Source organism: Thalassospira sp., assembly GCF_040218635.1.
Lineage (GTDB): Bacteria > Pseudomonadota > Alphaproteobacteria > Rhodospirillales > Thalassospiraceae > Thalassospira.
The window spans coordinates 728,424-750,094 of record NZ_JAVJRB010000012.1 but is presented as its reverse complement, the minus strand read 5'-3'; the positions used below and the strand labels follow the sequence as shown (position 1 = coordinate 750,094).

19 protein-coding genes are annotated in these 21,671 nt (G+C 50.6%); 13 read left to right on the top strand and 6 right to left on the bottom strand.

Annotation, left to right across the window (positions count from 1 at the left end):
* Window positions 1–46: 46 nt before the first annotated feature.
* Both RIC05_RS17410 and RIC05_RS17405 read right to left on the bottom strand, forming a co-directional pair.
* Window positions 47–781 (bottom strand): response regulator, encoded by a 735-nt coding sequence (locus tag RIC05_RS17410; protein ID WP_350045870.1) that lies wholly within the window; start codon window positions 779–781, stop codon window positions 47–49.
* Window positions 762–1,967 (bottom strand): sensor histidine kinase, encoded by a 1,206-nt coding sequence (locus RIC05_RS17405; RefSeq protein ID WP_350045869.1) that lies wholly within the window; start codon window positions 1,965–1,967, stop codon window positions 762–764. The genes RIC05_RS17410 and RIC05_RS17405 overlap by 20 nt, the downstream gene beginning before the upstream one ends.
* Window positions 1,968–2,416: 449 nt before the next feature.
* Between RIC05_RS17405 and RIC05_RS17400 the strand changes: the two genes are divergently transcribed.
* The 5 genes from RIC05_RS17400 (at window position 2,417) to RIC05_RS17380 (ending at window position 8,280) form a co-directional block, all read left to right on the top strand.
* Window positions 2,417–3,529 (top strand): substrate-binding domain-containing protein, encoded by a 1,113-nt coding sequence (locus RIC05_RS17400; protein ID WP_350045868.1) that lies wholly within the window; start codon window positions 2,417–2,419, stop codon window positions 3,527–3,529.
* 71 nt (window positions 3,530–3,600) lie between these two features.
* The gene (locus tag RIC05_RS17395; RefSeq protein ID WP_350045867.1) at window positions 3,601–5,166 is read left to right on the top strand and encodes a sugar ABC transporter ATP-binding protein; all 1,566 of its coding nucleotides are present in this window, start codon (window positions 3,601–3,603) and stop codon (window positions 5,164–5,166) included.
* Window positions 5,163–6,188 (top strand): ABC transporter permease, encoded by a 1,026-nt coding sequence (locus tag RIC05_RS17390; protein ID WP_350045866.1) that lies wholly within the window; start codon window positions 5,163–5,165, stop codon window positions 6,186–6,188. Before RIC05_RS17395 ends, RIC05_RS17390 begins: the two co-directional genes overlap by 4 nt.
* 9 nt (window positions 6,189–6,197) lie before the next feature.
* Window positions 6,198–7,199, top strand: coding sequence for an ABC transporter permease (locus RIC05_RS17385; RefSeq protein ID WP_350045865.1), 1,002 nt, complete (start codon window positions 6,198–6,200; stop codon window positions 7,197–7,199).
* 175 nt (window positions 7,200–7,374) lie between these two features.
* On the top strand, window positions 7,375–8,280 hold the full coding sequence (locus RIC05_RS17380) for an SMP-30/gluconolactonase/LRE family protein (RefSeq protein WP_350045864.1): 906 nt from the start codon (window positions 7,375–7,377) through the stop codon (window positions 8,278–8,280).
* Window positions 8,281–8,339: 59 nt separating this feature from the next.
* Here the strand turns inward: RIC05_RS17380 and RIC05_RS17375 are convergent, their stop codons facing one another.
* The gene (locus RIC05_RS17375) at window positions 8,340–9,383 is read right to left on the bottom strand and encodes a LacI family DNA-binding transcriptional regulator (protein WP_350045863.1); all 1,044 of its coding nucleotides are present in this window, start codon (window positions 9,381–9,383) and stop codon (window positions 8,340–8,342) included.
* A 301-nt stretch (window positions 9,384–9,684) separates the two neighbouring features.
* On the opposite strand from RIC05_RS17375, the gene RIC05_RS17370 reads away from it, so the two are divergent.
* The 8 genes from RIC05_RS17370 (at window position 9,685) to RIC05_RS17335 (ending at window position 18,303) form a co-directional block, all read left to right on the top strand.
* Window positions 9,685–10,665 carry an NAD-dependent epimerase/dehydratase family protein gene (locus RIC05_RS17370; RefSeq protein WP_350045862.1) on the top strand — a complete coding sequence of 327 codons (981 nt, stop codon included), beginning with the start codon at window positions 9,685–9,687 and terminating at the stop codon, window positions 10,663–10,665.
* A gap of 48 nt (window positions 10,666–10,713) precedes the next feature.
* Window positions 10,714–11,697 carry a substrate-binding domain-containing protein gene (locus RIC05_RS17365; protein WP_350045861.1) on the top strand — a complete coding sequence of 328 codons (984 nt, stop codon included), beginning with the start codon at window positions 10,714–10,716 and terminating at the stop codon, window positions 11,695–11,697.
* 63 nt (window positions 11,698–11,760) lie between these two features.
* A complete protein-coding gene (locus RIC05_RS17360; RefSeq protein ID WP_350045860.1) occupies window positions 11,761–12,786 on the top strand; it encodes a Gfo/Idh/MocA family protein in 1,026 nt (341 codons plus the stop codon).
* Window positions 12,787–12,917: 131 nt separating this feature from the next.
* Window positions 12,918–13,865, top strand: a complete 948-nt coding sequence (locus RIC05_RS17355; RefSeq protein WP_350044445.1) for a sugar-binding protein — start codon at window positions 12,918–12,920, stop codon at window positions 13,863–13,865.
* 103 nt (window positions 13,866–13,968) lie between these two features.
* Window positions 13,969–15,486 (top strand): sugar ABC transporter ATP-binding protein, encoded by a 1,518-nt coding sequence (locus RIC05_RS17350; RefSeq protein ID WP_350045859.1) that lies wholly within the window; start codon window positions 13,969–13,971, stop codon window positions 15,484–15,486.
* A gap of 3 nt (window positions 15,487–15,489) precedes the next feature.
* Window positions 15,490–16,473 carry an ABC transporter permease gene (locus RIC05_RS17345; RefSeq protein ID WP_350045858.1) on the top strand — a complete coding sequence of 328 codons (984 nt, stop codon included), beginning with the start codon at window positions 15,490–15,492 and terminating at the stop codon, window positions 16,471–16,473.
* Between the two features lie 67 nt (window positions 16,474–16,540).
* Window positions 16,541–17,281, top strand: a complete 741-nt coding sequence (locus RIC05_RS17340) for an ATP-binding cassette domain-containing protein (protein ID WP_350045857.1) — start codon at window positions 16,541–16,543, stop codon at window positions 17,279–17,281.
* Between the two features lie 26 nt (window positions 17,282–17,307).
* A complete protein-coding gene (locus RIC05_RS17335) occupies window positions 17,308–18,303 on the top strand; it encodes an ABC transporter permease (protein ID WP_206186362.1) in 996 nt (331 codons plus the stop codon).
* Window positions 18,304–18,500: 197 nt separating this feature from the next.
* On the opposite strand, the gene RIC05_RS17330 is transcribed toward RIC05_RS17335, so the two are convergent.
* From RIC05_RS17330 to metG, 3 genes are read right to left on the bottom strand one after another with little or no spacing between them, the layout of a single operon-like run.
* Window positions 18,501–19,274, bottom strand: a complete 774-nt coding sequence (locus tag RIC05_RS17330; RefSeq protein ID WP_350045856.1) for an MBL fold metallo-hydrolase — start codon at window positions 19,272–19,274, stop codon at window positions 18,501–18,503.
* Window positions 19,271–20,089, bottom strand: a complete 819-nt coding sequence (locus tag RIC05_RS17325) for a TatD family hydrolase (RefSeq protein ID WP_350045855.1) — start codon at window positions 20,087–20,089, stop codon at window positions 19,271–19,273. The genes RIC05_RS17330 and RIC05_RS17325 overlap by 4 nt, the downstream gene beginning before the upstream one ends.
* Window positions 20,086–21,651: a methionine--tRNA ligase gene (metG, locus tag RIC05_RS17320; RefSeq protein WP_350045854.1), complete on the bottom strand. Its 1,566-nt coding sequence runs from the start codon at window positions 21,649–21,651 to the stop codon at window positions 20,086–20,088. Before metG ends, RIC05_RS17325 begins: the two co-directional genes overlap by 4 nt.
* Window positions 21,652–21,671 lie beyond the last annotated feature (20 nt).

Below are 21,671 nucleotides of genomic sequence, written 5' to 3'. Positions count from 1 at the left end.
TAAGTGCGAATTTGTCCCATAATGCCCAGACGGTCCCTAGAATATATCAATCTAGAGAAACAGGTGGGCGTGCAAGCCATGCCCCAAGTTCCTTATTTGCGGTGATTAGACCTTCGCGATTGATTACCTTGCGTGCAATGGCACTGGAAACGGCGCGGGTACGTTTATTAAGGACGATCCCCATTTCGTTTTGGTCCTGAGATTCCACATCCAGTTTGTCATATAGTGACAATAATCGGTTCTGTACTGTCCGGAGCGAGAGTTTCCGTCGTATCGCGATTGCCTTGTCTGGAAGACCCAGTGCAAGATCAAGCAAGATAACGTATTCGAATTCCGTCAAAGCACTACGTGAGCGCATTTGCTGGGCTTGAATTTGGTGAACTTCGCGGTCGACAACAATCTGCGCTTCAATGAGGACGGCGCGTAAAGCCAATCGCATCTTGTCCTGTGTGGCCGTTTTCAGGACATAACCATAAGCAGCCTGATCGGGAACAATCCGCGTAATTCCGCGCAAATATGCTTCATCGGAATAGTTTGACCAGAAAAGAATGCGGGTTTCGGGACGTTCCGCCCAAATGGTTCGGGCAGCTTCAATACCGTTATGTTCCTTCATTCGAAGGTCCATCACGATTGCGGAAATCTGATAGCGATGGGCGAGGGTTTCTCCTTCTTTGCCGTTTTGGGCAAGCAGGATTTCATCGAACTCTGGCAGGGCACTTTCGACGATCTCCATAAGAAAATCGGCGTGCATTTTGTCATCTTCAACCAGCAATATTTTCATGGAAAACGTCTCCCTCTTTTCTGGTTGTTTGATGCAGCTGAATTGTTATTTGTGTGCCGTCTGTGGTCGAAAGGTCGTATTTCGCACCGATGAGCCGCGCACGGGTTTTCATATGTTCCAATCCACTAGAAGGTTTTCTTGATTGAGGCTGGAACTGACCGTCGTCTGAGATCTGGATACTCAGACAGCCATCCGGGCTTTCGGTTACTGAAACCGAAACCAGAGCCGCATTGGAATGCATGACGGCGTTATTGATTGCTTCCTGACAAATACGAAAAACCGCGATCCGTGTTGTCTCTGGTAAGGAATCAATTGCCCCGTCTGTATGATCGTCAACCTTGAACTGCATTGTGCTGTCATAGCTTACAGCACGTTCCAGATGCGTCTGAACCGCATGGTGAAAGCCGAACAGATCAAGGATTGAGGGAATAGAGGTATCAATGATATCGCGCAGTCCCTGAATCATATTTTGGACCTGCTGCTGCAATCGAAGATATTGTGCCTCGCTTAGGCCGGGTCGAATGTCTCGGGCGATGCGTGTCAAATCGGCCAAAGTTTGATCATGCAGGTCCATGCCAATACGCTGGCGTTCAGCTTCAAGGGCATCTGTAAGGCTCAGCGCGCCAAGTCGCAGACCTTCTTCGCGTGCGAGAATTTCGGCACGAATTATTGCTTCTTTGTTGGCCTTTTCATTTGCCCGTAAAGCATAAAAATATGGGGCCAGCATGTCTGCGAGGATTCGAACCTGTTCAACATGGGAGTTGTCATAAAAGTCCTCTTTCTTTGAGGAACAATTCAATGACCCGACGACTTCGCCAAGGACCTTCATGCCGACACTTACGCGACTGCGTAACTCGTGATCGACAATGGGCGCACTTACCGCGCCGGGAAAGATGAAACGCGGGTCCTTTAATGCGTTGCCGGTTAAAAGATGATCAGCTTTGCCCAGAAGGATGTCGCGGATCGGTGCCTTGTACACGTTAGAACGCATCTTACTCCAGGCTGTTTGCACGCCGACCTCATAGGCCGTTGCCCATGTCTTGTCTGTGTCGATGAGACAAACATCAAGATGGTCAAACTCGATAATCTTGTCGATCTCGGTTTTGACCGAGCTTAACGCTGAATGAATATCAAGGTTACCCGCAAGCAGATTGGATATGCGAAGGTAGTGAGCAAGATCCGACATGGTTGTTTCCTCCACCCTTTAAATCATATTCATCCGCATTTCTCCTGTCTTGCGGGAACCCGCAACATGGATGCGTAACACCGTACGCGTTGTGCGTGAACCGCTCTTTACGATTTAACGTGAACAAATGAAAATTGCGTCATGGTTTCGTGATTGCCTGTGCAAGCATGAACACACATCCACCGTTTCAAGGTGAGGAAATTAAAAACAATAAGACGTGGCGTGCTGACGTCAGGGGAGCGCGGAGTCCAAGACCAAACCTCCTGATGAAGAAAACTCAACTCGGATATCGGCGCATTGTCATTTTCAATGCGCTTTTGAGATATCGACTGAGACGTTCAGAAAGCCAGCCGGTGGTTGGTTTTCTGAGAGAACTTGCAACATGCCTGCAGGGGCGCTGACCTGCGAAGGAAGATTTGAATAACAGCGCATCCAACGGGAGGAATACCATGAAAACACTACTTAAAATGACGACTGCCACTGTGGCACTGTTTATGACTACCCAGGTTGCGTTTGCGGGCCCAAATACAGTTTCCGGTCCTGGTGCAGACCCATCCTGCTTCACACCTGTGTCGAATGATACAGCCTATTTCCAGTGGCCTGCACGCGAAGGGCCCTACAAGATCGCACTTGTGAACGGATTTATTGCCAATGACTGGCGGGTCCAAATGATTGCGGTCGCAAAAGCATATGCCGCACAACCCGAAGTGGCCGCCGATATTGAAGAGTTCAAGGTTGTGTCTGTAGGCGAAGATATCGCCGCGCAGATCGCTGCTGCCAACAACTTTATCGACCAAGGTTTTGATGCAATTATCGTCAATGCCAATAACACTGCGGCATTCGGTTCTGTGGTACGTAAAGCCAACGAAGCCAATGTTGTCGTACTGTCGTTTGACAACGTCATCGACGATCCAAACCAGATCGCCATCAACGTTGATCAAAAGGGACTTGGCACAAAAGCTGGCGAGTTCCTGCTTGAGCAAAGTGGTGATGGCCCGGCCAAGTTCTTGCACGTGCGTGGACCTGCAGGACAACCTGTAGATATTGCCCGTAACAATGGCTTCCAGGAAGTTATCAAGGCATCAGGACGCGACATTGAAGTCGTTGATGTTGTCGGGAACTGGGCACCGGGAGATGGCCAGAAAGTAACGGCAGATGCCATCGCGGCAGGTGGCATTTTTGACGGGATCTACGTTCAGGGTGGTTCGCAGGGTGTTGCGACTGCAATGCTTGATTCTGGTGCGTTCAAAGCACCAATTTCAGGTGAAACTGAAAACGCGTTTCGTCAGTTGTGCAACAAAGAAGGTCTTAGCTGCCAGTCTGGCGGCACCGGTCCTGCACAGTCTTCTGTGACGATCAAAACCGCCATTGCAGCCCTTAAGGGGGAAGTCATTCCTTCAGGTATTGCACTGCCAACTTCAATTTCTTATGCGCCATTCAAAGAAGGCGTTGAGATGTTCCCAAAACTGCCGGGTAGCTTCTTTGCAGGCAACAATTTCGAAGCTTGTGACATTGGCTTTACCGCTGAAGAAATTGCGTCTCAGACAGGCGAAAACAACTAAGAGCAAGAAACGTCGAAATACCGTCGGCACCAGTCAAGCCGACGGTATTTTTTCTAGTTAGGAAATCTGTCGTGTCAGAGATCAGTTCTCATAATTTATTGTCGATGTCAGGCATTACCAAGCGTTATGGCGGCGTCCGGGCGCTTGAAGATGTCAGCTTTGAAACCCGACGTGGATCAATCCACGCACTCCTTGGTGAAAACGGCGCAGGCAAGTCGACCTTGATCAAGGTACTTTCCGGGGTCGTGCAACCTGATGCTGGAATCATTCAAATTGATGGCAAGACCGTCAGTTTTGCCAATCCACAAGAAGCCAATGATCTTGGTGTTTCGTGTATTTTTCAGGAGCTGTCGCTGCTGCCTGATCTTACCGTTGCCGATAATATCGGGATCACGCGCCCACCGCGCAAATTCGGCTTCATCGACTATCGCGCCCAACGCAGAATGGCCGAAGAGGCGCTTGAGCGGGTAGGCGGCGAAAACATTGATCCGATGGATACCATCAGCAATCTTTCGCTTTCGCGCAGGCAAATGGTCGAAATTGCCAAGGCCTTGGCGCGGAACCCGAAAATTCTGATTTTGGATGAAGCAACGTCGGCGTTGACCGCAGCCGATGTTGATAAAGTATTTTCGATGCTGCATCGGCTTCGCGACGAAGGCATGGCGATTATCTATATTTCGCATCGAATGCCCGAAATCGCGGAACTTGCAGATACTTGCACGGTTTATCGAAACGGCAAGAAAGTAGAGACTTTCAAGGCCGGTACAAAATCCGATGGCGCCGTTGTCGAAATGATGATTGGCCGCGAATATGACAGCGTGTTTCCACCCAAGAAATCCGGGCCGGTTACAGCAGAACCAATCCTGAAAGTAAGAGATTTCTCGTGGGGAGGCGAGCTGAATGGCATCAATCTTGATATGCGACCGGGTGAAATTGTGGGTCTTGGCGGTCTGGACGGTCAAGGACAACGCCAACTTCAGCTTGGCCTGTTTGGCACCCTGATTGGTGCATCCGGTTCGGTTGAGATTGATGGTGCGCCGGTAAAATTAAACAGCCCAAAGATGGCAAAATCCGATGATATCGGAATTGCACTTGTGCCTGAAGACCGCAAGCACGAAGGGCTGATGCTGTCGATGACAGTACGCGAGAATCTGTCCTTCGCCGCCTTGGAGAAGGTCAACCAACTGGGCATGATTGATATCGATGCCGAAGAAAAAGCCATTGATGAGATGATCGATCTTCTCAAGATCAAGGCTGATGGCATTGATGGGCCGGTCGGGGCTTTGTCGGGGGGCAATCAACAAAAAGTGGTGATTGGTAAGTGGCTCATGACAAAGCCCAGGATCATTCTTTTGAATGACCCGACACGCGGTATTGATGTGGGTACCAAGCAGGAAATCTATCAACTGCTGCAAAAGCTGGCTGGTGAGAACTGCGCAATCCTTTTGTATTCAACAGATTACGACGAACTGATCGGGTGTTGTGACCGCGTTCTCGTCATGTATGACGGCAAGATCGTCCGAACTCTTGCGGGGGACGAACTCAACGAGAAAAATCTCGTTTCAGCGGCACTCAATCTTCCTGAACAAATTTCGTCCATTCCAATAACGGAAAAACCGCAAGAGGTGACGCTATGAGTGAGATATCTGGACCGGTTGATCTGGTCTCGCAAAAAAAGCGCATTCCCTTGATTGGGCGGCTTTCATCTGCACAGCGCGGCATTCTTATCGCAATGCTCATCTTCGCTGTGATGTTTCTTGTATATGGCTGGAAGCAGGCAACTGGTCTGACGCCAAATATGATCAATACAGCCGCCAACAAGGGTGCCTTATTGGCTTTGGTCGCCATGGCGCAGACATTGCCCGTAATCACGCGCGGCCTTGATCTTTCCGTTGGTGCGACATTTGTTCTTTCTAATTGTCTGGCCTCGACGCTAGTTGTCGGTGGGCCGGTTACAACATCCGCTGGCATTATTGCCGTTCTGATCGTTGGCGCCATCTGTGGTTCAATAAACGGTATCATCATCGTTTATGGTCGCTTGCAGCCGCTTATCGCGACCCTTGCGATGAGTGCGGTCTATTTCGGCATAGCTCTTGCCATTCGTCCGCAACCGGGTGGATCGGTTAATTTCGAGTTCGCCGACTTCATGACACGGTCAACTTATGCTGTTCCACATTCTGTATTGCTGTTGTTGGCAGTGGTTGTATTTATCTGGATCCCTTATCGCCGTTCGGTTCTGGGGCGCGCTTCGTTTGCCATCGGATCGTCTGAGCAGGCTGCCTATATGTCTGGCATCCCCATCAATCGCGCAAAACTTCTGGCCTATACGCTGAGCGGCGTGCTTGCAGCGATTGGTGGCATTCTGCTGACGGCCCTGACTTATTCAGGGGCGGCAAAGATGTCGATTGCCAATGAATACACGCTGAACTCGATCGGGGCGGTTGTGATTGGCGGGACGTCTCTGTTTGGCGGGGCGGGCAGTGCCATCGGATCTATTTTCGGTGCTTTCGTCATGCGAACCGTCGGTGACCTTTTGATCGTGTTTGATATCAACCCTGTCTTGCAGCCGCTTTTTGTCGGCACTGTATTGCTTGTCGCGGTAAGCCTTGGCTCGCTGCGCGTGCTGAGAATCAAGAACAGACTAGACATATATCGGTAAGGCAGAAAAATGAGCAATAAAGGCGTAATCGCAAGGCAATTCGATCAGGCAACGCTCATCGCATTTGCATGTATTGTTATTCTTCTGTTGATCGGTGCAATGGCGGAACCGGCCTTTCTGTCACCGAAATATTTGATGCAGCAACTTCACACCGCGTCCTTTCTTGGTGTTGTTGCAAGCGGCGTGATGTTGGTCATTCTTCTGGGCCATATTGACTTGTCCATTCCTTGGACAATCGGTGTTGGCGGCATGATGGCGACAGGTGCTACCGGGTTTCTCGGACCTGAATGGGGTGTAACACTTGCCGTTCCATTTGGTGTTTTGTGTGGTGTTGTGATCGGGGCGATCAATGGATTAGGTGTGGCATATCTCCGTGCGCCAGCGATGATATTTACCCTTGGCATGAATGCCGTTGCACAGGGTTTGATGGTTTATCATACAGGCGGCTTTGCACCACAGGACCGCGCGACCGACTTCATGCGGGAGTTGGCCGTAGGGCAGCTCATTCCGGGTGTTCCCAATCCGCTTTTGATTTGGGCCATCCTGGGGGGATTGATCATGTTGATGCTCAACCGGTCAGTCCTGGGTCGTCGTATCTATGCCGTCGGCATTCAGGAGCGTGCCGTTTTCTTAAGTGGTGTGGATACGCGCAAAGTGATCCTGATCTGTTTCATTGCCTCAGGCGCATGTGCGGCAATGACCGGTGTTCTTCTGGCTGGATGGGCAAACCGATCCTATCAGGCGATGGGGGATCCGTATCTTTTGCCAACGATTGCAGCAATCATTCTGGGCGGGACAAACGTTCTGGGTGGTCGCGGAAAATATGTCGGCACTGTTGCCGGGGTTATTCTGATCACGATCTTGCAATCGATGCTTTCGGTTGTGCAGCCGCAACGCTACTTCGCCCAGCTTGGTGTTGATATCCCGTCCGACACATTCCGTCAGGTTGTGTTTGGGGTGGTCATCATCGGCATGTTGCTGATTTACGGCAGACAGCAATTGGTGCGGTAATTGAACGCACTGTTTGCATTCGCTCTGATCACGATTGATCAAGCCGGTTACGGCCCCCGTACAAATAGTCTGCCATAGCGGGGGTCGTACGGCCTTGATTATGCAAGCGAACAAGCCGCAAAGAGACACCACTTAACCAATCGCGCCACTGACAAAAATAAAGAGTATTCGCGATATGTTTGAACCATATCAGATTTTAGATAGTCGATTTCGTGAACTTGTGTTGGCGAATGTAAGCTTACGCAAGATTTCTGGCGGGCATTTGTGGGCGGAAGGACCAGTATGGGTTCCTGCGCACCAGTGCCTTTTGTTTTCAGATATTCCAAACCAGACAATTTTCCGGTGGATGCAGGACGGAACCGTCAATGTGTTTCGCGAAAATGCGGAGTTTGCCAACGGTAACACCATTGACGGGAATGGCCGTCTGGTCACGTGTCAACATGGCACCAGATCGGTTACCCGCACAGAACACAACGGCAAGATTACAACATTGGTGGATACGTTTGATGGCAAGCGTTTGAACTCGCCAAATGATGTTGTCGTAAAGGCGGACGGATCAATCTGGTTTACCGATCCGACATACGGAATTTTGTCAAACTACGAAGGCAACAAGAGCGTGCCGGAGCAAGTGGACAGGAACGTTTTTCGCTTTGATCCGGAAACCGGAAATGTCGTTTCCGTTGCATGTGATTTCAGTCAACCAAACGGTCTGGCATTCTCGAACGATGAAAAGCTGCTTTATATCGCAGAATCAGGAAGCAGCCATGACAAGAGCATCCCGGCCGTTATTCGTGTTTACAACGTGCGTGACGATAACACGCTTGAGAACGGTCGTGATTTCGCACGGATAGATAACGGCATTCCAGACGGGTTTCGGGTCGATTGCGACGGCAATATTTGGTGCTCTGCTGCGGACGGGGTGCATTGTTTTGATCCGTCGGGCATGTTGCTTGGCAAGATTCTTGTTCCGGAAACGGTCTCAAACCTTACGTTCGGTGGTGCGCGTGGAAACGAGTTGCTGATAACGGCAACGACAAGTGTCTATGCAATTCATGTCAACAGCGAAGCACTCGTTCGCTAATCCAGACAAGATAGGAAGCCGGGCTGGGTCCGAGTGGGGCCGGACTTAATTTCAATGTGTTACGATGATTTCTCAACAGAATCACGTTCAACCAAAACGCACTCGACCTTGATCTGGTTTTGGGTCGCAAGCAGTCCGCCCACACTGTCAATCAGGAGTTCCGCACCAATTTCCCCCATTTCATAGTGAGGTAAAATCAGCGTGGTGAGAGACGGGTGGGTGTGCTGCGCAATTTCCCGGTCATCGAAGCCAATCACAGCGACGTCGTCTGGAACACTTAGGCCCAGTTCGCGCAAGGCATCAAAACAGCCAAGCGCCATCAAGTCATTGGCGCAAAAAATCGCATCCGGCGGATTATCCAGTGCCATCAGTTCGTGCGTCATTGAATAGCCTGTTGAAGGCTCCCAATTTCCCGGACGAACGAGTTCCGGGTGGAATGGCATATCGTTACTGGCAAGTGCTTGTTTATATCCTTTAAGGCGGTCGCGCGACGCGTCGACACCTTTTTGGCCGTTAATGATGGCAACGCGTTTGCGTCCGGCACTTATCAGCCGTTCTGTTGCAGCACGTCCACCAACAAGGTCACCTGGCAGAACCGACGGTAGTGTCCGTGTGCTGTCATAGCAATTCACCAGAACTGTTGGTTTTTTTGACAGTGCAGGTGGCAGTTCTACCAGTCGGGTCAGGATCGTACCGTAGAGAAATCCGATGACATTCGAATCTGCCATCTGATTAACGATACTGGCTTCGATGTTGGCATTGCCGTGGCTAACAGCCAGACAGACATTAATCCCGTATTCCAGTGCCTTGTTGTGCGCGCCTTCGAAGGCGAGGGCCATCCAGGGGTCGGTGCTGATTTCATCTACGATGAAGATAATCGTAGAGCGCACTTTACTGCTTGGCGCCATTTGGCTTTCGCGGCGAACAAGCTGGTAACCGACTTCATTGGCAGAATCGATCACGCGCTGTCGGGTGGCTTCGGTTAGTTTGGCAGGGCTACCGTTTAGCACAAGCGATACTGTCGCTTGTGACACGCCGGCCATTGTCGCCACATCCATCATCGTAGGACGGTTTTTGCCACCGTAGTGTTTCTTTTCCGACATTGACTTGTTCTGCCTCTGGTCTTTTGGCCAAGCACTATTCTTGAGCGGTTGCATCAGGTGTCCCGAAACGGACTTACAAATTCTGCCGTTAATTCGGCGACTTGATCGATTTGGCACGGGGTAGGTCACCAAAGCGCCAATGGTAATACCTTTTCGCTCGTATCAAGACAACCCGTCAGGCGGGAGAAAGGTAATAATTATTAATTGGTCCGAATCATGAATTTATCCGGTTCATTTATCGCAAGGTTACTTGACTCATTATTATTAATAAATATTATTAATTCAACTGGGAGAAAAATTAATGAAGATTCTGATTACGGGCACAACCGGAAAGGTAGGCAAAGCGTTCTTGCCGGCATTTCTTGAAAAGCCACAATTTGCATCCGCCAAGGTCGTGGCGCTGTGTCACAACCGTCGAATTGAGGCGGGTGAGCGGGTGGAGGTCGTGACCGGATCCCTTGCAGATCCGCAAGCCGTAGCGTCGGCAATGGACGGTGTGACCCACGTACTTCACATGGCTGCAGTGAAAGAAAGCCCCGATCTGGTGATTGATGTGGCGATCAAGGGGATGTTTCTGTTGCTTGAGGAAGCCCGGCAGTCGCCGACGTTGGAGCAATTCATCCTGATCGGAGGGGATTGCAGTGTCGGGCATATTTTCAAGGACTATCCGGCACCAATTACCGAAAGATCGCCGCGAAAAGCTTACAGCGGGTGCTATGCACTGACCAAGGTGCTCGAGGAAGTCATGATCGAGCAATATCAGATCCAGTATGGCCTGAACGGCACTGTTTTGCGTGCGCCCTGGATCATGGAAAAAGATGACTTTAAATACGCGCTCTCATTTGGCGCGGACCAATTTGGCGGGCCGATCTGGAGTGACTTGATGAGCGCGGACAAGGCAGCCCGCCTTGGGCAAGGCGGATTTGTTCCGTTGATGCGCGACAGCACCGGTGCGTCGCTTAAACGCAACTTTGTCCATATTGACGATTTGGTCGCGGCCTTGTTGGCAGCACTGGATAACCCACGCGCAAAGCAGGAACTTTTTAATATCGCGATGGATGAGCCAGTCGATTACGCGTCGGTCGCAGGGTATCTCCTGCGGACGCGGGGGATGGAGATTGTTGAAGTGCCTACGCCGTTTCATAGCAACTGGCTGGACAACACAAAGGCGCGTCACGCGCTTGGTTGGCGGCCGAAAGTCGATTTCGAGGGGATGATCGAGCGCGCCTGGTCTTATGAAAGGAAGCCGAACGATCCTCGGACAATCTGGTATCCGGGGTAATCAACTCCGGGCCAGACCAACTAGGGAGAGCGAAACGTGAAACATAAGATGTTATTAACTCTCACATCTGCGTTGATTCTTGCGACAGGTGTTGGCGCTGCAAATGCCAATGATAAGAAGACATTGGCCATTGTGGTTAAAGGTTTGGATAACCCTTTTTTCGAACAGATTAATCTGGGATGTCAGAAGTGGATGTCCGAGAATATGGACTCGGAATATGAGTGCCTGTACACCGGGCCCGCATCAAGTGCGGACGAGGCCGGTGAAGTTCAGATCGTCGACGATCTACTGACCCGTGGTGTTGCAGCGATTGCGATCTCACCTTCAAATGCACCGGCCATGGCAAACCGCATTCGCCAGATCAATCCGGATGTGCCAGTGATGACGATCGATGCTGATTTCCTTGAAAAAGATCGTGATTTGCGGACGACCTATCTGGGAACGGATAACTACCTGATGGGTGTCAAAATGGCCGAAGAAGCCATGACATTAAAGCCTTCTGGTGGGTCTGTGTGTCTGCAGTTGGGGAATGTTGCCGCAGACAATATTAATGCGCGTGCTGCCGGTTTCCGGGACACAATTGCCGGGGCCAAAGGCATTGAGCGCCTTGATAGCACCAATGGTTGGACGGAAATCGAGGGATGCCCGGTATTTACAAATGATCAGGTCGATCTGGCTAATCAGCAGATGGCAGATACCTTTACCGCAAATCCAGATTTGGACGCCTTTATTCTGATTGGCGGCTGGGCCCAGTTTGCACCACAAGCCTATGCGCAAGTCACCGATCAGGTGATGGATCGCCTGAAATCCAAAGACATGATCTTGATTGCGGGTGATACGCTTCCTCCGCAGACGCAGGCTTTCCGTGATGGGCGCAGCCATGCGCAGGTCGGGCAGCGTCCGTTTGAAATGGGCTACCGTGCCCCCGATGTCATGATCGAATTGATCAACGGCAAATCAGTCGATGATCCGCTGTTCACTGGTCTTGATGTTTGCAATCAATCTGATCCGGGTTTCTGCGCGGACAACTAACATCGAGAAATCAAGAGCTGGGCCGGGTCTGTTTTTCAGATCCGGCTCAATTTTTATCAACCTATGGCAAAGCAGGCAGCAGGCGTGGCAACAAGAAAAATCAACTGGGGTATTCTTTCGACAGCAAATATTGGGTTGGAGAAAGTGATACCCGCAATCCAGAACTCGGCTTCTTCGAATGTTTTGGGGATTGCATCGCGGAACGCTGAGCGTGCAGTGCAGGCGGCTAGGGATCTTGGGATTCAAAAAACATATGCCTCATATGAGGCGTTGATTGCGGATCCGGAAATTGACGCGATCTATAACCCGCTACCAAATGATATGCACGTGGACTGGACAATAGCCGCGGCGAAAGCCGGCAAGCATGTGCTGTGTGAAAAACCTATCGGGCTAAACGCCCAAGATGCCGAACGGCTTCGCAGTTGCCCAAAAGATGTAATGGTCACCGAGGCCTTTATGGTTCGCTACCATCCACAATGGCTTCGTCTTCGCGAAATGGTCCGAAGCGGTGAGCTAGGGCAGGTGCGCGCCATTCAGGCGGCTTTTAGTTATTTCAATGATGATAAGAATAACATCCGCAATCGCCCGGAAAACGGGGGTGGTGCGATGATGGATATCGGGTGTTATCCAATCACAGCCGGCCGCTTCCTGTTCGAAACAGAACCTTTGCGGGTAACCGCACTGATTGAACGTGATCCACAGTTTAAGACTGATCGCACTGCGAGTGTGGTTGCGGATTTTGGGAGCGGTCGGCAATTGTCCTTCGTTGTATCGACGCAGTTATGTCCGTACCAGACGTTAAATGTGTTCGGAACGAAAGCCCGTGCCGAGGTCATGATTCCCTATAACGCGCCAGAAGGCGAGGAAACCGTCCTGATCGTTGATCACGGCGAAAGCTTCGATGGCAGCATGGCAGGGTGCGAGGTCATACCGCCATGCGATCAGTACACCGAGCAGGCCGAACAATTTGCCCAAGCAATCCTGACGCAAATGCCATTGCCATACGGCATTGAGGATTCCATTGCATCCATGCGCGTCCTTGACGCGATTTTTGCAAGCGAAACCCAGCAAAAATGGGTCAATGTCTAAAATGTTCCATCAACTTAGGGTTTCTTGGTGAAAAGAGCTTGATCCACTATTATTAATTATATTATTAATTAATCAGCACGAAGATAATTTATAAACATAGATGTGCTGGCAATTTATCGGGAGGATTAACAATGAAAATTGCATCAACAGTTGCGGCGTTCAGTTTGTCGATGGTTTTGGCAGGCGGCGCATTCGCACAAGAAAAACAACAACTGGCTTTTGTGGTTAATGCTGCATCTGACTTTTGGAAACTTGCCGAAGCGGGGGTTGAAGCTGCGCAGGCTGAACTGCCGGAATATGAGTTGCAGTTCCGCTATCCTGCACAGGGGACCGCTGCGCTCCAAAACGCTTTGATGGATGATCTGGTTGCGGGCGGGACCGATGCGATCATGATTTCATCAGCAGATCCGAAGAACTCGATCGATGCGTTCAACCGCATTGCCGCCCAGGTTCCGCTGTTCACCACAGATAGTGATGCGCCGCAAAGCGATCGTATTTCATACCTAGGTTCATCGAATGTTGCTGCTGGTGTTCAGGCTGGTGAAATTGCGGTGCAATCTATGCCGGACGGCGGCAAATGCATGGGTTTCGTCGGTTTCCTTGGTGCGGATAACGCCATCGAACGTATTGCAGGCTTCCGTCAGGCCGTCGAAGGGGCAGGGATCGAGCTTGTTGACGTTCGCGGCGATGATGTTGACTTTGCCCGCGCGCGTTCAAACGTCGATGACGTACTTGCGGCCAGCCCGGACATCAACTGCATGGTCGGGTTCTATTCCTACAACCCGCCTAAAATTTATGAAGCATTGCAGGCAGCCGGAAAATTGGGGCAGGTCACTGTTATTGCCTTTGACGAAGACCCTGTAACCCTTGGAGCTGTGCGTGAGGGCAGTTTTGCAGGCACGGTCGTTCAGGATCCCTATCAGTGGGGGTATCAAGGCATGCACCTGATGGCGGATTATCTGGAGGGTGATACGTCACAGGTTCCAAGTGATGGTCTTATTATTGTGCCCACCAAAGTGATCGATAAATCCAATGTCGATGCATTCGAAGCAATCGTTAAGGAAAGAATAGGCGGGTAATTTCTTCCCCCTGCCTAGCGAGTGGGTGTGTGCGGATATGAGACTGCGGGCGTGCCCACTCGCACCTTTTGTTGATATCGAAGACATTGGGGAGCCGAATGTAATGAGTGCAGTGCAGAGGCTTGATCTGAGACTTGAGGGTGTCACCAAGGTGTACCCGGGCGTCGTCGCATTGAACGACGTGTCTTTGCAGATCAAAGCTGGTGAAGTGGTTGGCCTGCTTGGGGAAAACGGGGCAGGTAAATCAACCCTCATGAAAATTCTAGGCGGCTTGATTGCGCCAACTTCGGGACGGATCATCCTGGATGGTCAGGAGCATCGCAGCTTTGATGTTCAACAATCACAACAAGCAGGTATCGCTTTCGTTCATCAGGAACTGAATGTTTTCGATAACATGGATGTTGCGGCAAACATCTTTTTGGGGCGTGAAAAGGTTCGTGGGCCACTGCGCCTTACGGATCGAAAACGCATGAATGAATTGGCGCAACCGCTCCTTGATCGTGTGGGCGCACAGTTTCATTCAGACACACCGGTTTCGACGTTGTCGCTGGCGGAATGCCAGTTGCTTGAGATTGCCAAGGCTTTGTCGATGAATGCGCGGTTGGTGATTATGGACGAACCGACGTCAAGTCTTACCCTGTCTGAAACCAACATGCTGTTAAAGGTGATCGCGGATCTAAAGGCGGAAGGGATTGCAGTTGTCTATATTTCCCATCGCCTGAGCGAGGTTGAGGAATGTGTCGACCGCGCAGTGGTTTTGCGCGATGGCCATAATGTCGGAACGCTCGAGCGCGAAGACGTTACCCATGACGCCATGATCCACATGATGATTGGACGTGATCTTAAGGCGCTTTACACACCGCCTGCACAAATGTCGTCCAAACCAATCCTGTCCGTTAGAAATTTTTGCATCAAAAGCAAACCTGATCGTCCTGCAAGCTTCGATCTGATGGCGGGAGAAATCCTTGGTGTCGCCGGACTGATTGGCGCCGGACGTACGGAGTTGGCCGAGGCCATCTTTGGTGTTGGTCAAAAGCTTGGCGGCGAGGTGTTGATAGATGGTGAGCATCTGAACGCGAAATCGCCGACCGATGCGATTGCAGCCGGGCTTTATCTTGTTCCGGAAGATCGCAAACGTGCAGGCCTCATTCTGGATTTTCCAACGGTCGAGAACATTACGATGGCCAGTCTTCCGGCCTTCGCGTCGCACGGGCTGGTTTCGCAAAAACGTCAGATCGAGGTGGCCGAAGCACAGCGAAGTTCTTTGGCGATCAAGACACATGATGTTTGCCGCGCGGCCAATGAAATGTCAGGCGGAAATCAACAAAAAGTCGTTCTGGCAAAGTGGCTTTCGATGGATCCGAAAGTCATCATTTTCGATGAACCAACCCGCGGGATCGATGTGGGTGCGAAAGCCGAAATTTACAGTTTGATGCGATCTCTGGCGGATCGTGGAGTAGGGGTGATGATGATATCGAGTGATATGGAAGAGGTAATCGGTGTCTCTGACAGGATAGTCGTAATGAAAGACGGGGTGATCACCGGGGAATTGCCACGCCTGAAATTTTCCGAAAGTAACGTCCTTAATCTTGCCGTCGGCAGGGTGCTGGAAGAGGCCTGAAAAATGCAAAAAAAAGACATCGGTTTGGCGGTTCTGATTATCGTTGTGGGTATCATCGTTTACATGCGAAACCCGCTTTTCCTTTCGCCAATTAACCTTGGAAATACCGCAAACCTGATCGGGTTGTTTGGACTTTTTGCCATTGGGCAGGGTTTTGTTATCATGACGGGCGGCATTGATCTTTCGGTTGGATCGGTCATTGCCCTGCTTGGCGTCCTGTTTGTCGATATGGTCGGTAAGTTTGGCGTTCCATGGCCGTTTGCCGTCGCGCTAATGATTGTGTTGGGGGTGGCGATCGGTTTGGCGCACGGCGTTTTAATAACCCGGTTTAAACTGCAGCCCTTTGTGGTGACGCTATGCGGGTTGCTGATTTATCGGGGCATTGCGCGGGGATATACGGCGGAATCTACTGCCGGTTTCCCGTTCGGATCAAGCTATCCACAGCTGGAATGGCTCACAATCGGGCGAAGCTTTGGTGTGCCGCATTCATTTCTTGCGATGCTGATCGTTGCTGCAATCATGTGGGTTGTTTTGCACCATACCGTCTTTGGCAGACATCTTTGCGCAGTCGGCAAGAATGAGGAAGCGGCGAGGTTCTCTGGCATAAACACCCGGTTCGTGACCATCGCGGCTTATGTAATATGTGCGGTTTTGGCGTCTATCGCGGCAATCTATTTCGCAATGTTCACCAAGTCGGTTCAGCCATCATCACACGGCAACTTTTATGAATTATACGCTATTGCCGCGGCTGTACTGGGCGGATGTTCGCTTCGTGGCGGCGAAGGATCCGTGATTGGTATTGTTCTTGGTGCTGTGCTGCTGCAGGAGCTGCAAAATCTTGTCAATCTGTTGGGCATTCCATCATCGCTGAACTTTGCTGTCATGGGCGCTGTTATCCTGCTTGGCGTTTTGGCAGATCAACAATTTGCAGCATATCGCAACAGAAAGAACACTGAACGCGCTTTGGGTTTGCTGCAAAAATCATAAATCACAATGGGGAAACACTCTGCACGTCGCCTGATAAAATTGGTGCGGCGGCAGAGGAGGGGGATTAATGAACGTCCTGGAACTAAAAAACATTTCCAAAAGCTATGGGGCCATTCAGGCGCTTAGGAACGTTTCTTTGGCGATCGAGCCCGGGGAAGTTGTCGGTCTTATGGGCGACAATGGGGCAGGGAAATCCACATTGGTCAAAGTCATTGCGGGCAATTTCGCACCAAGTTCTGGTGATATTTTTATCTCTGATCAAAAAACGGTATTTCACAAGCCGTTGGATGCACAAAACGCGGGTATAGAGGTCGTTTATCAGGACCTTGCGATTTGCAACAATATGACGGCCGCTTCGAACGTATTTTTGGGGCGTGAACCAACGCGTAAAATTGGGCCGATAAAAATCGTCGATTATGCGTTCATGCGCAAACGGTCTGCTGAATTGTTTGCACGTCTGAAATCAGAAACCCGGCCACGTGATCTTGTGCATAGAATGTCTGGTGGGCAACGTCAGGCCGTTGCAATTGCTCGGACACTTCTGAGCGATGCAAAGATCGTTCTGATGGACGAGCCGACAGCCGCGATTTCCGTTCGTCAGGTCGCAGAGGTTCTTAATCTGATCCGGCAATTAAGTGATCATGGCATCGCAGTGGTTTTAATCAGCCATCGCATGCCCGATGTGTTTGAAGTTGCGCACAAAGTTGTTGTGTTGCGGCGCGGGGAACTTGTGGCCGACAAAAAGGCGTCAGACTCTTCACCAGAAGAAATCACAGGCCTGATTACCGGGGCAATCGAAACAGCATGAGTGGAAATGAAAAAGGAACAATGAGCATGTCAGATCCAACTCTTGCTGATGCCATTAACCGGTCACAACATCACGGATTGATTGCGCGAATTACAAGCCAGCAGATTTTCTGGGTATTTATGGCCGCTGTTTTTGCCTGTCTGGCATTAACCATCCTCACGGACAGCTTTGCCACGGAACGCAATCTTTTTAACGTCACGCGCAACTTCGCCTTTGTCGGAATTATCGCGCTTGGCATGACGGCTGTTATTGCCTCGGGCGGAATTGATTTATCAGTTGGTTCGACTTTGGTGATTTCTGCGATGACGGTTAGCGTCATCATGTCTGCGGGAATGCCGTTCTGGGTAGGGTGTCTCGCAGCACTTTCGGTTTCAATGCTTGTTGGCGCAATAAATGGCGTTTTGATCGCATATGCCAAGATGCCACCGTTTGTCGTCACGCTTGGCATGCTGTCTATTGCGCGTAGCCTGGCCATGGTGTTGTCGGACAACAAGATGATTTATGAATTTGGGCCGGATCATGACTTTTTGCTGTGGCTTGGTGGCGGCGCGACATTTGGTTTGCCGCATCCGTTGATCATTTTGATTATCCTCGCGGTTATAACCGCTTTTGCGTTCCGTCAACTGCGCTGGGGTCAGCATTTGTTCGCCATTGGAGGCAATGAAAATGCTGCTGTTTTGACCGGTATTCCAGTCGCGCGGATAAAAGTCAGTGTCTATATGTTTTCTGGCCTGATGGCCGGTATCGCAGGCGTTCTTGAAGTCGGTTGGCTTGGCGGTGTGACGACCAATCTGGGGCAAGCGATGGAGTTGACTGTGATTGCGGCGGCTGTGATTGGCGGAGCAAATTTAGCCGGTGGTGGTGGGACTGCATTTGGGGCGGTGATCGGCGCACTACTAATTGAAGTGATCCGCAACAGCCTTATTCTGTTGGGCATCAGTACATTCTGGCAAGGAACATTCGTTGGGGCATTCATTGTCATTGCCGTTGCGTTTGATCGATTCCGACAGGAGAAAACATAACGATATCAATCGTTAGATGGTGTTGGTTGATATGTGACATTTAATAGAGAGTTTGTGGCGCGCTGAAATCACGTCTATCTATTATTTGTCATAATATATATTATAGAACTAATTGAGATATTAAATCGAACCGCCTTACAGACACGCCTCGCTGTGATAACACCGCGTTTAAACGTCGTTATAGCCGTGTGTCTCTGTTAGTTCACGTTGATGATAAGCCCATCATAAGCCGGTTCGACATTATCTGGCGTATCGGCCATCGCCTGTGCGTAATCAAACTTGATGCTCATATGGGTCATGTAGACTTGTTTGGGTTTGAATTCTTCCACCCATTCCAACACCCTTTGCAAATGCGCATGGGTATTGTGTGGTCTGTGACGCAGACAATCGACCACCCATACATCAAGATCATAAAGATGTTGTTTGGATGCTTCGGGGAAATCAACGACATCTGTGGAATAGGCAAACTTGCCGATTTTGAAGCCGAGTGTTTCACCGTAACCGTGATCTTGTGAGAATACGGTGATTGGAACCCCTGCTGCCTCGAACGGTCCTGTGATCACGTGCGGGACCAAAACCGGTTTGAAATAGAACTCAACCCCGTCAGGGAGCGGTGTGAAAACATAATTGAAGCGATGATCAATGTCCGAGATCGTTTCAGCCGACGCATAGATATCTATCGGTTGGCTCATCGCGACATTGAGCCAGCGCACATCGTCAATACCGTGCACGTGATCGGCATGCGAATGCGTAAACAAAATAGCATCGAGATGGTCTATATCGTGACGCAGGGCTTGTTCGCGGAAATCCGGCGTCACATCGACGAGTATTTTCTTACCCGCCTCCTCGATCAGGATTGAGCTACGTGTGCGCCGGTTTCGTGGATTGTTCGGATCACACTTTCCCCATCCAAGACCGACAGATGGCACGCCATTTGATGATCCGCAGCCAAGAATGGTTACTTTGGTCACTGTGCGCCAGCCCCCGGCACCAGAAGATGTTTGCGATCGGCTTTGGTAAACAGATTAAAGAAGTTATCCGTGGTTATGCGGCTGATGTCTTCAATGCTGACACCCTTGATTTCGGCAAGTTTGGCTGCCGTGTGCGCAACGTAGCTTGGTTCATTGGGTTTTCCGCGCTTTGGCACCGGGGCCAAATACGGCGCATCGGTTTCAACCAGTAATCGATCAAGTGGCACATCTTCAAGTGCGGCCCGAATTTCCTTGGCCGAATTGAACGTGATAATGCCCGAGCAGGAAATATAAAATCCGATCTTGAGCGCACGTTGCGCCAGCGCGGCAGAGCTTGAGAAGCAATGAATGACACCGGTAAAGGGCCCCTTTTCATATTCTTCTTCAAGGATATCCATCGTGTCATCATCGGCATCGCGGGTATGGACAATCAACGGCAGTCCTGTTTCGCGGCATGCTGCAATATGTGCACGGAAGCTTTGTTGCTGCGCATCGCGCGGAGCATTGTCATAGAAATAATCAAGCCCGCTTTCCCCGATGCCTATGACTTTGGGGTCCGATGTCTTTGCCAGCAAAGCATCGGGGCTTGAAAGCCCCTCTTCGCCGGCTTCATGCGGATGAACGCCAATCGTGCAATAGATATGATCGGACTTTTCAGCAATGGCGCGTACCTGATCAAAGGTTGTCAGTTTCACGCCAATGCTGACCATCATGCCAACGCCCGCATTTTGGGCGCGCGCGATGGTTCCGGCGAAATCGTCGGAGAACTGCGGGTAATCCAGATGGCAGTGGCTGTCGACAAGTGCGACATTCATGCCTTATCTCCTTCGTCTTCGGTCTCTACATAACGCGGGAAGACACCTTCTGGTTTTGGAATTTCAGTACCCGGTGCCAATGCATGGTCGGGACCAAGGGATTCGAACCCGCGTTTGTCATCAGCAAGGACAATAAGGTCAAGGATCTTGGCTGCTGACTCAGGCATGATTGGTTGAACCAAGATGCCAACATGACGAATGACTTCGGCCAAAACATACAGAACAGTTTCCATTCTGGCCGGATCGGTCTTTTTAAGTCCCCAAGGCGCCATTTCATCGACATAGCGGTTGGCATCGCCCACAAGGCTCCAGATCGCTTCTAGCCCCTTGTTGAAGGCTTGTTCGTCAAATAGCGGGCGAACCGTATCAAGCATGCCGTGCGCTTTACCAAGAATTTCCGTATCCGCATCGATGAAGGCACCGGGGGTCGGGATTGCAGCGTTGCAGTTTTTGTGGATCATGGACAAAACGCGCTGACACATATTGCCAAGATCATTGGCAAGTTCGCTGTTCATGCGATTGACCATCGCCCGATGGCCAAAATCGCCATCATTGCCAAACGGCACTTCACGCATCAGGAAGTAACGGGTTTGATCCAGACCGTATTTTTCTGTCAGATCATAAGGATCGATGACATTGCCAATTGACTTGGAAATTTTTTGACCTTCATTGGTCCACCAGCCATGGGCAAATACGCGTTTCGGCGGTGTGATATCCGCAGCAAGCAGGAATGCAGGCCAATAAACAGCGTGGAATCGCAGAATATCCTTACCAACCATGTGCAGGTCGGCAGGCCAGAACTTTTCAAGTTTCGCAGGATCTGCATCCGGGTAACCAATTGCCGTCAAATAATTGGTCAACGCATCAAGCCAGACATACATGACATGATCTTCGTCACCCGGCACCGGAACGCCCCACTTAAAGCTGGTGCGTGAGACGGACAGATCATGCATACCACCTTTGACAAAGCTCAGAACTTCGTTACGGCGGGCTTGTGGTGCGATGAAATCAGGATTGTCGTCATAGAACTTCAGCAGACGATCACCCCAAGCCGAAAGTTTGAAGAAATAGCTCGGCTCTGAAACCCATTCGACCGGGGCACCGGTTGGTGCGATTTTCTCACCGTCTTTTTCGATCAGTTCTTTTTCGGCGTAGAACGCTTCGTCACGTACAGAATACCAGCCGTCATAGGAGCCAAGATAAATCTCGCCCCTTTCAAGCAACGTATTCCATAGTGCCTGACAGGCTTTTTTGTGACGTTCTTCGGTCGTCCGAATGAAATCGTCATTCGAATAATTCATATGACCGGCAAGATCGCGGAAATTCTGCGATACCTGATCGGTAAATAACTGCGGATCGATGCCCTTGGCTGCAGCCGACTTATCGACCTTTTGACCGTGTTCATCCGTACCCGTCAGGAACATCACATCATACCCGTCCAGGCGCTTAAAGCGGGCCAGAACATCGCTGGCAAGCGTGGTATAGGCATGGCCAATATGGGGCTTGTCATTGACATAATAGATCGGGGTCGTGATGTAATAGGGCTGTTTGTGCCCGGTCATAGTGGCAAATCCTTCGTGCA

Coding starts and splice junctions, on each gene's coding strand:
- metG (WP_350045854.1), bottom strand. CDS start 21,651: ATGACCGGGCACAAACAGCCCTATTACATCACGACCCCGATCTATTAT.
- RIC05_RS17325 (WP_350045855.1), bottom strand. CDS start 20,089: ATGAATGTCGCACTTGTCGACAGCCACTGCCATCTGGATTACCCGCAG.
- RIC05_RS17385 (WP_350045865.1), top strand. CDS start 6,198: ATGAGCAATAAAGGCGTAATCGCAAGGCAATTCGATCAGGCAACGCTC.
- RIC05_RS17380 (WP_350045864.1), top strand. CDS start 7,375: ATGTTTGAACCATATCAGATTTTAGATAGTCGATTTCGTGAACTTGTG.
- RIC05_RS17375 (WP_350045863.1), bottom strand. CDS start 9,383: ATGTCGGAAAAGAAACACTACGGTGGCAAAAACCGTCCTACGATGATG.
- RIC05_RS17340 (WP_350045857.1), top strand. CDS start 16,541: ATGAACGTCCTGGAACTAAAAAACATTTCCAAAAGCTATGGGGCCATT.
- RIC05_RS17405 (WP_350045869.1), bottom strand. CDS start 1,967: ATGTCGGATCTTGCTCACTACCTTCGCATATCCAATCTGCTTGCGGGT.
- RIC05_RS17350 (WP_350045859.1), top strand. CDS start 13,969: ATGAGTGCAGTGCAGAGGCTTGATCTGAGACTTGAGGGTGTCACCAAG.
- RIC05_RS17355 (WP_350044445.1), top strand. CDS start 12,918: ATGAAAATTGCATCAACAGTTGCGGCGTTCAGTTTGTCGATGGTTTTG.
- RIC05_RS17345 (WP_350045858.1), top strand. CDS start 15,490: ATGCAAAAAAAAGACATCGGTTTGGCGGTTCTGATTATCGTTGTGGGT.
- RIC05_RS17335 (WP_206186362.1), top strand. CDS start 17,308: ATGTCAGATCCAACTCTTGCTGATGCCATTAACCGGTCACAACATCAC.
- RIC05_RS17370 (WP_350045862.1), top strand. CDS start 9,685: ATGAAGATTCTGATTACGGGCACAACCGGAAAGGTAGGCAAAGCGTTC.
- RIC05_RS17400 (WP_350045868.1), top strand. CDS start 2,417: ATGAAAACACTACTTAAAATGACGACTGCCACTGTGGCACTGTTTATG.
- RIC05_RS17360 (WP_350045860.1), top strand. CDS start 11,761: ATGGCAAAGCAGGCAGCAGGCGTGGCAACAAGAAAAATCAACTGGGGT.
- RIC05_RS17365 (WP_350045861.1), top strand. CDS start 10,714: ATGTTATTAACTCTCACATCTGCGTTGATTCTTGCGACAGGTGTTGGC.
- RIC05_RS17410 (WP_350045870.1), bottom strand. CDS start 781: ATGAAAATATTGCTGGTTGAAGATGACAAAATGCACGCCGATTTTCTT.
- RIC05_RS17390 (WP_350045866.1), top strand. CDS start 5,163: ATGAGTGAGATATCTGGACCGGTTGATCTGGTCTCGCAAAAAAAGCGC.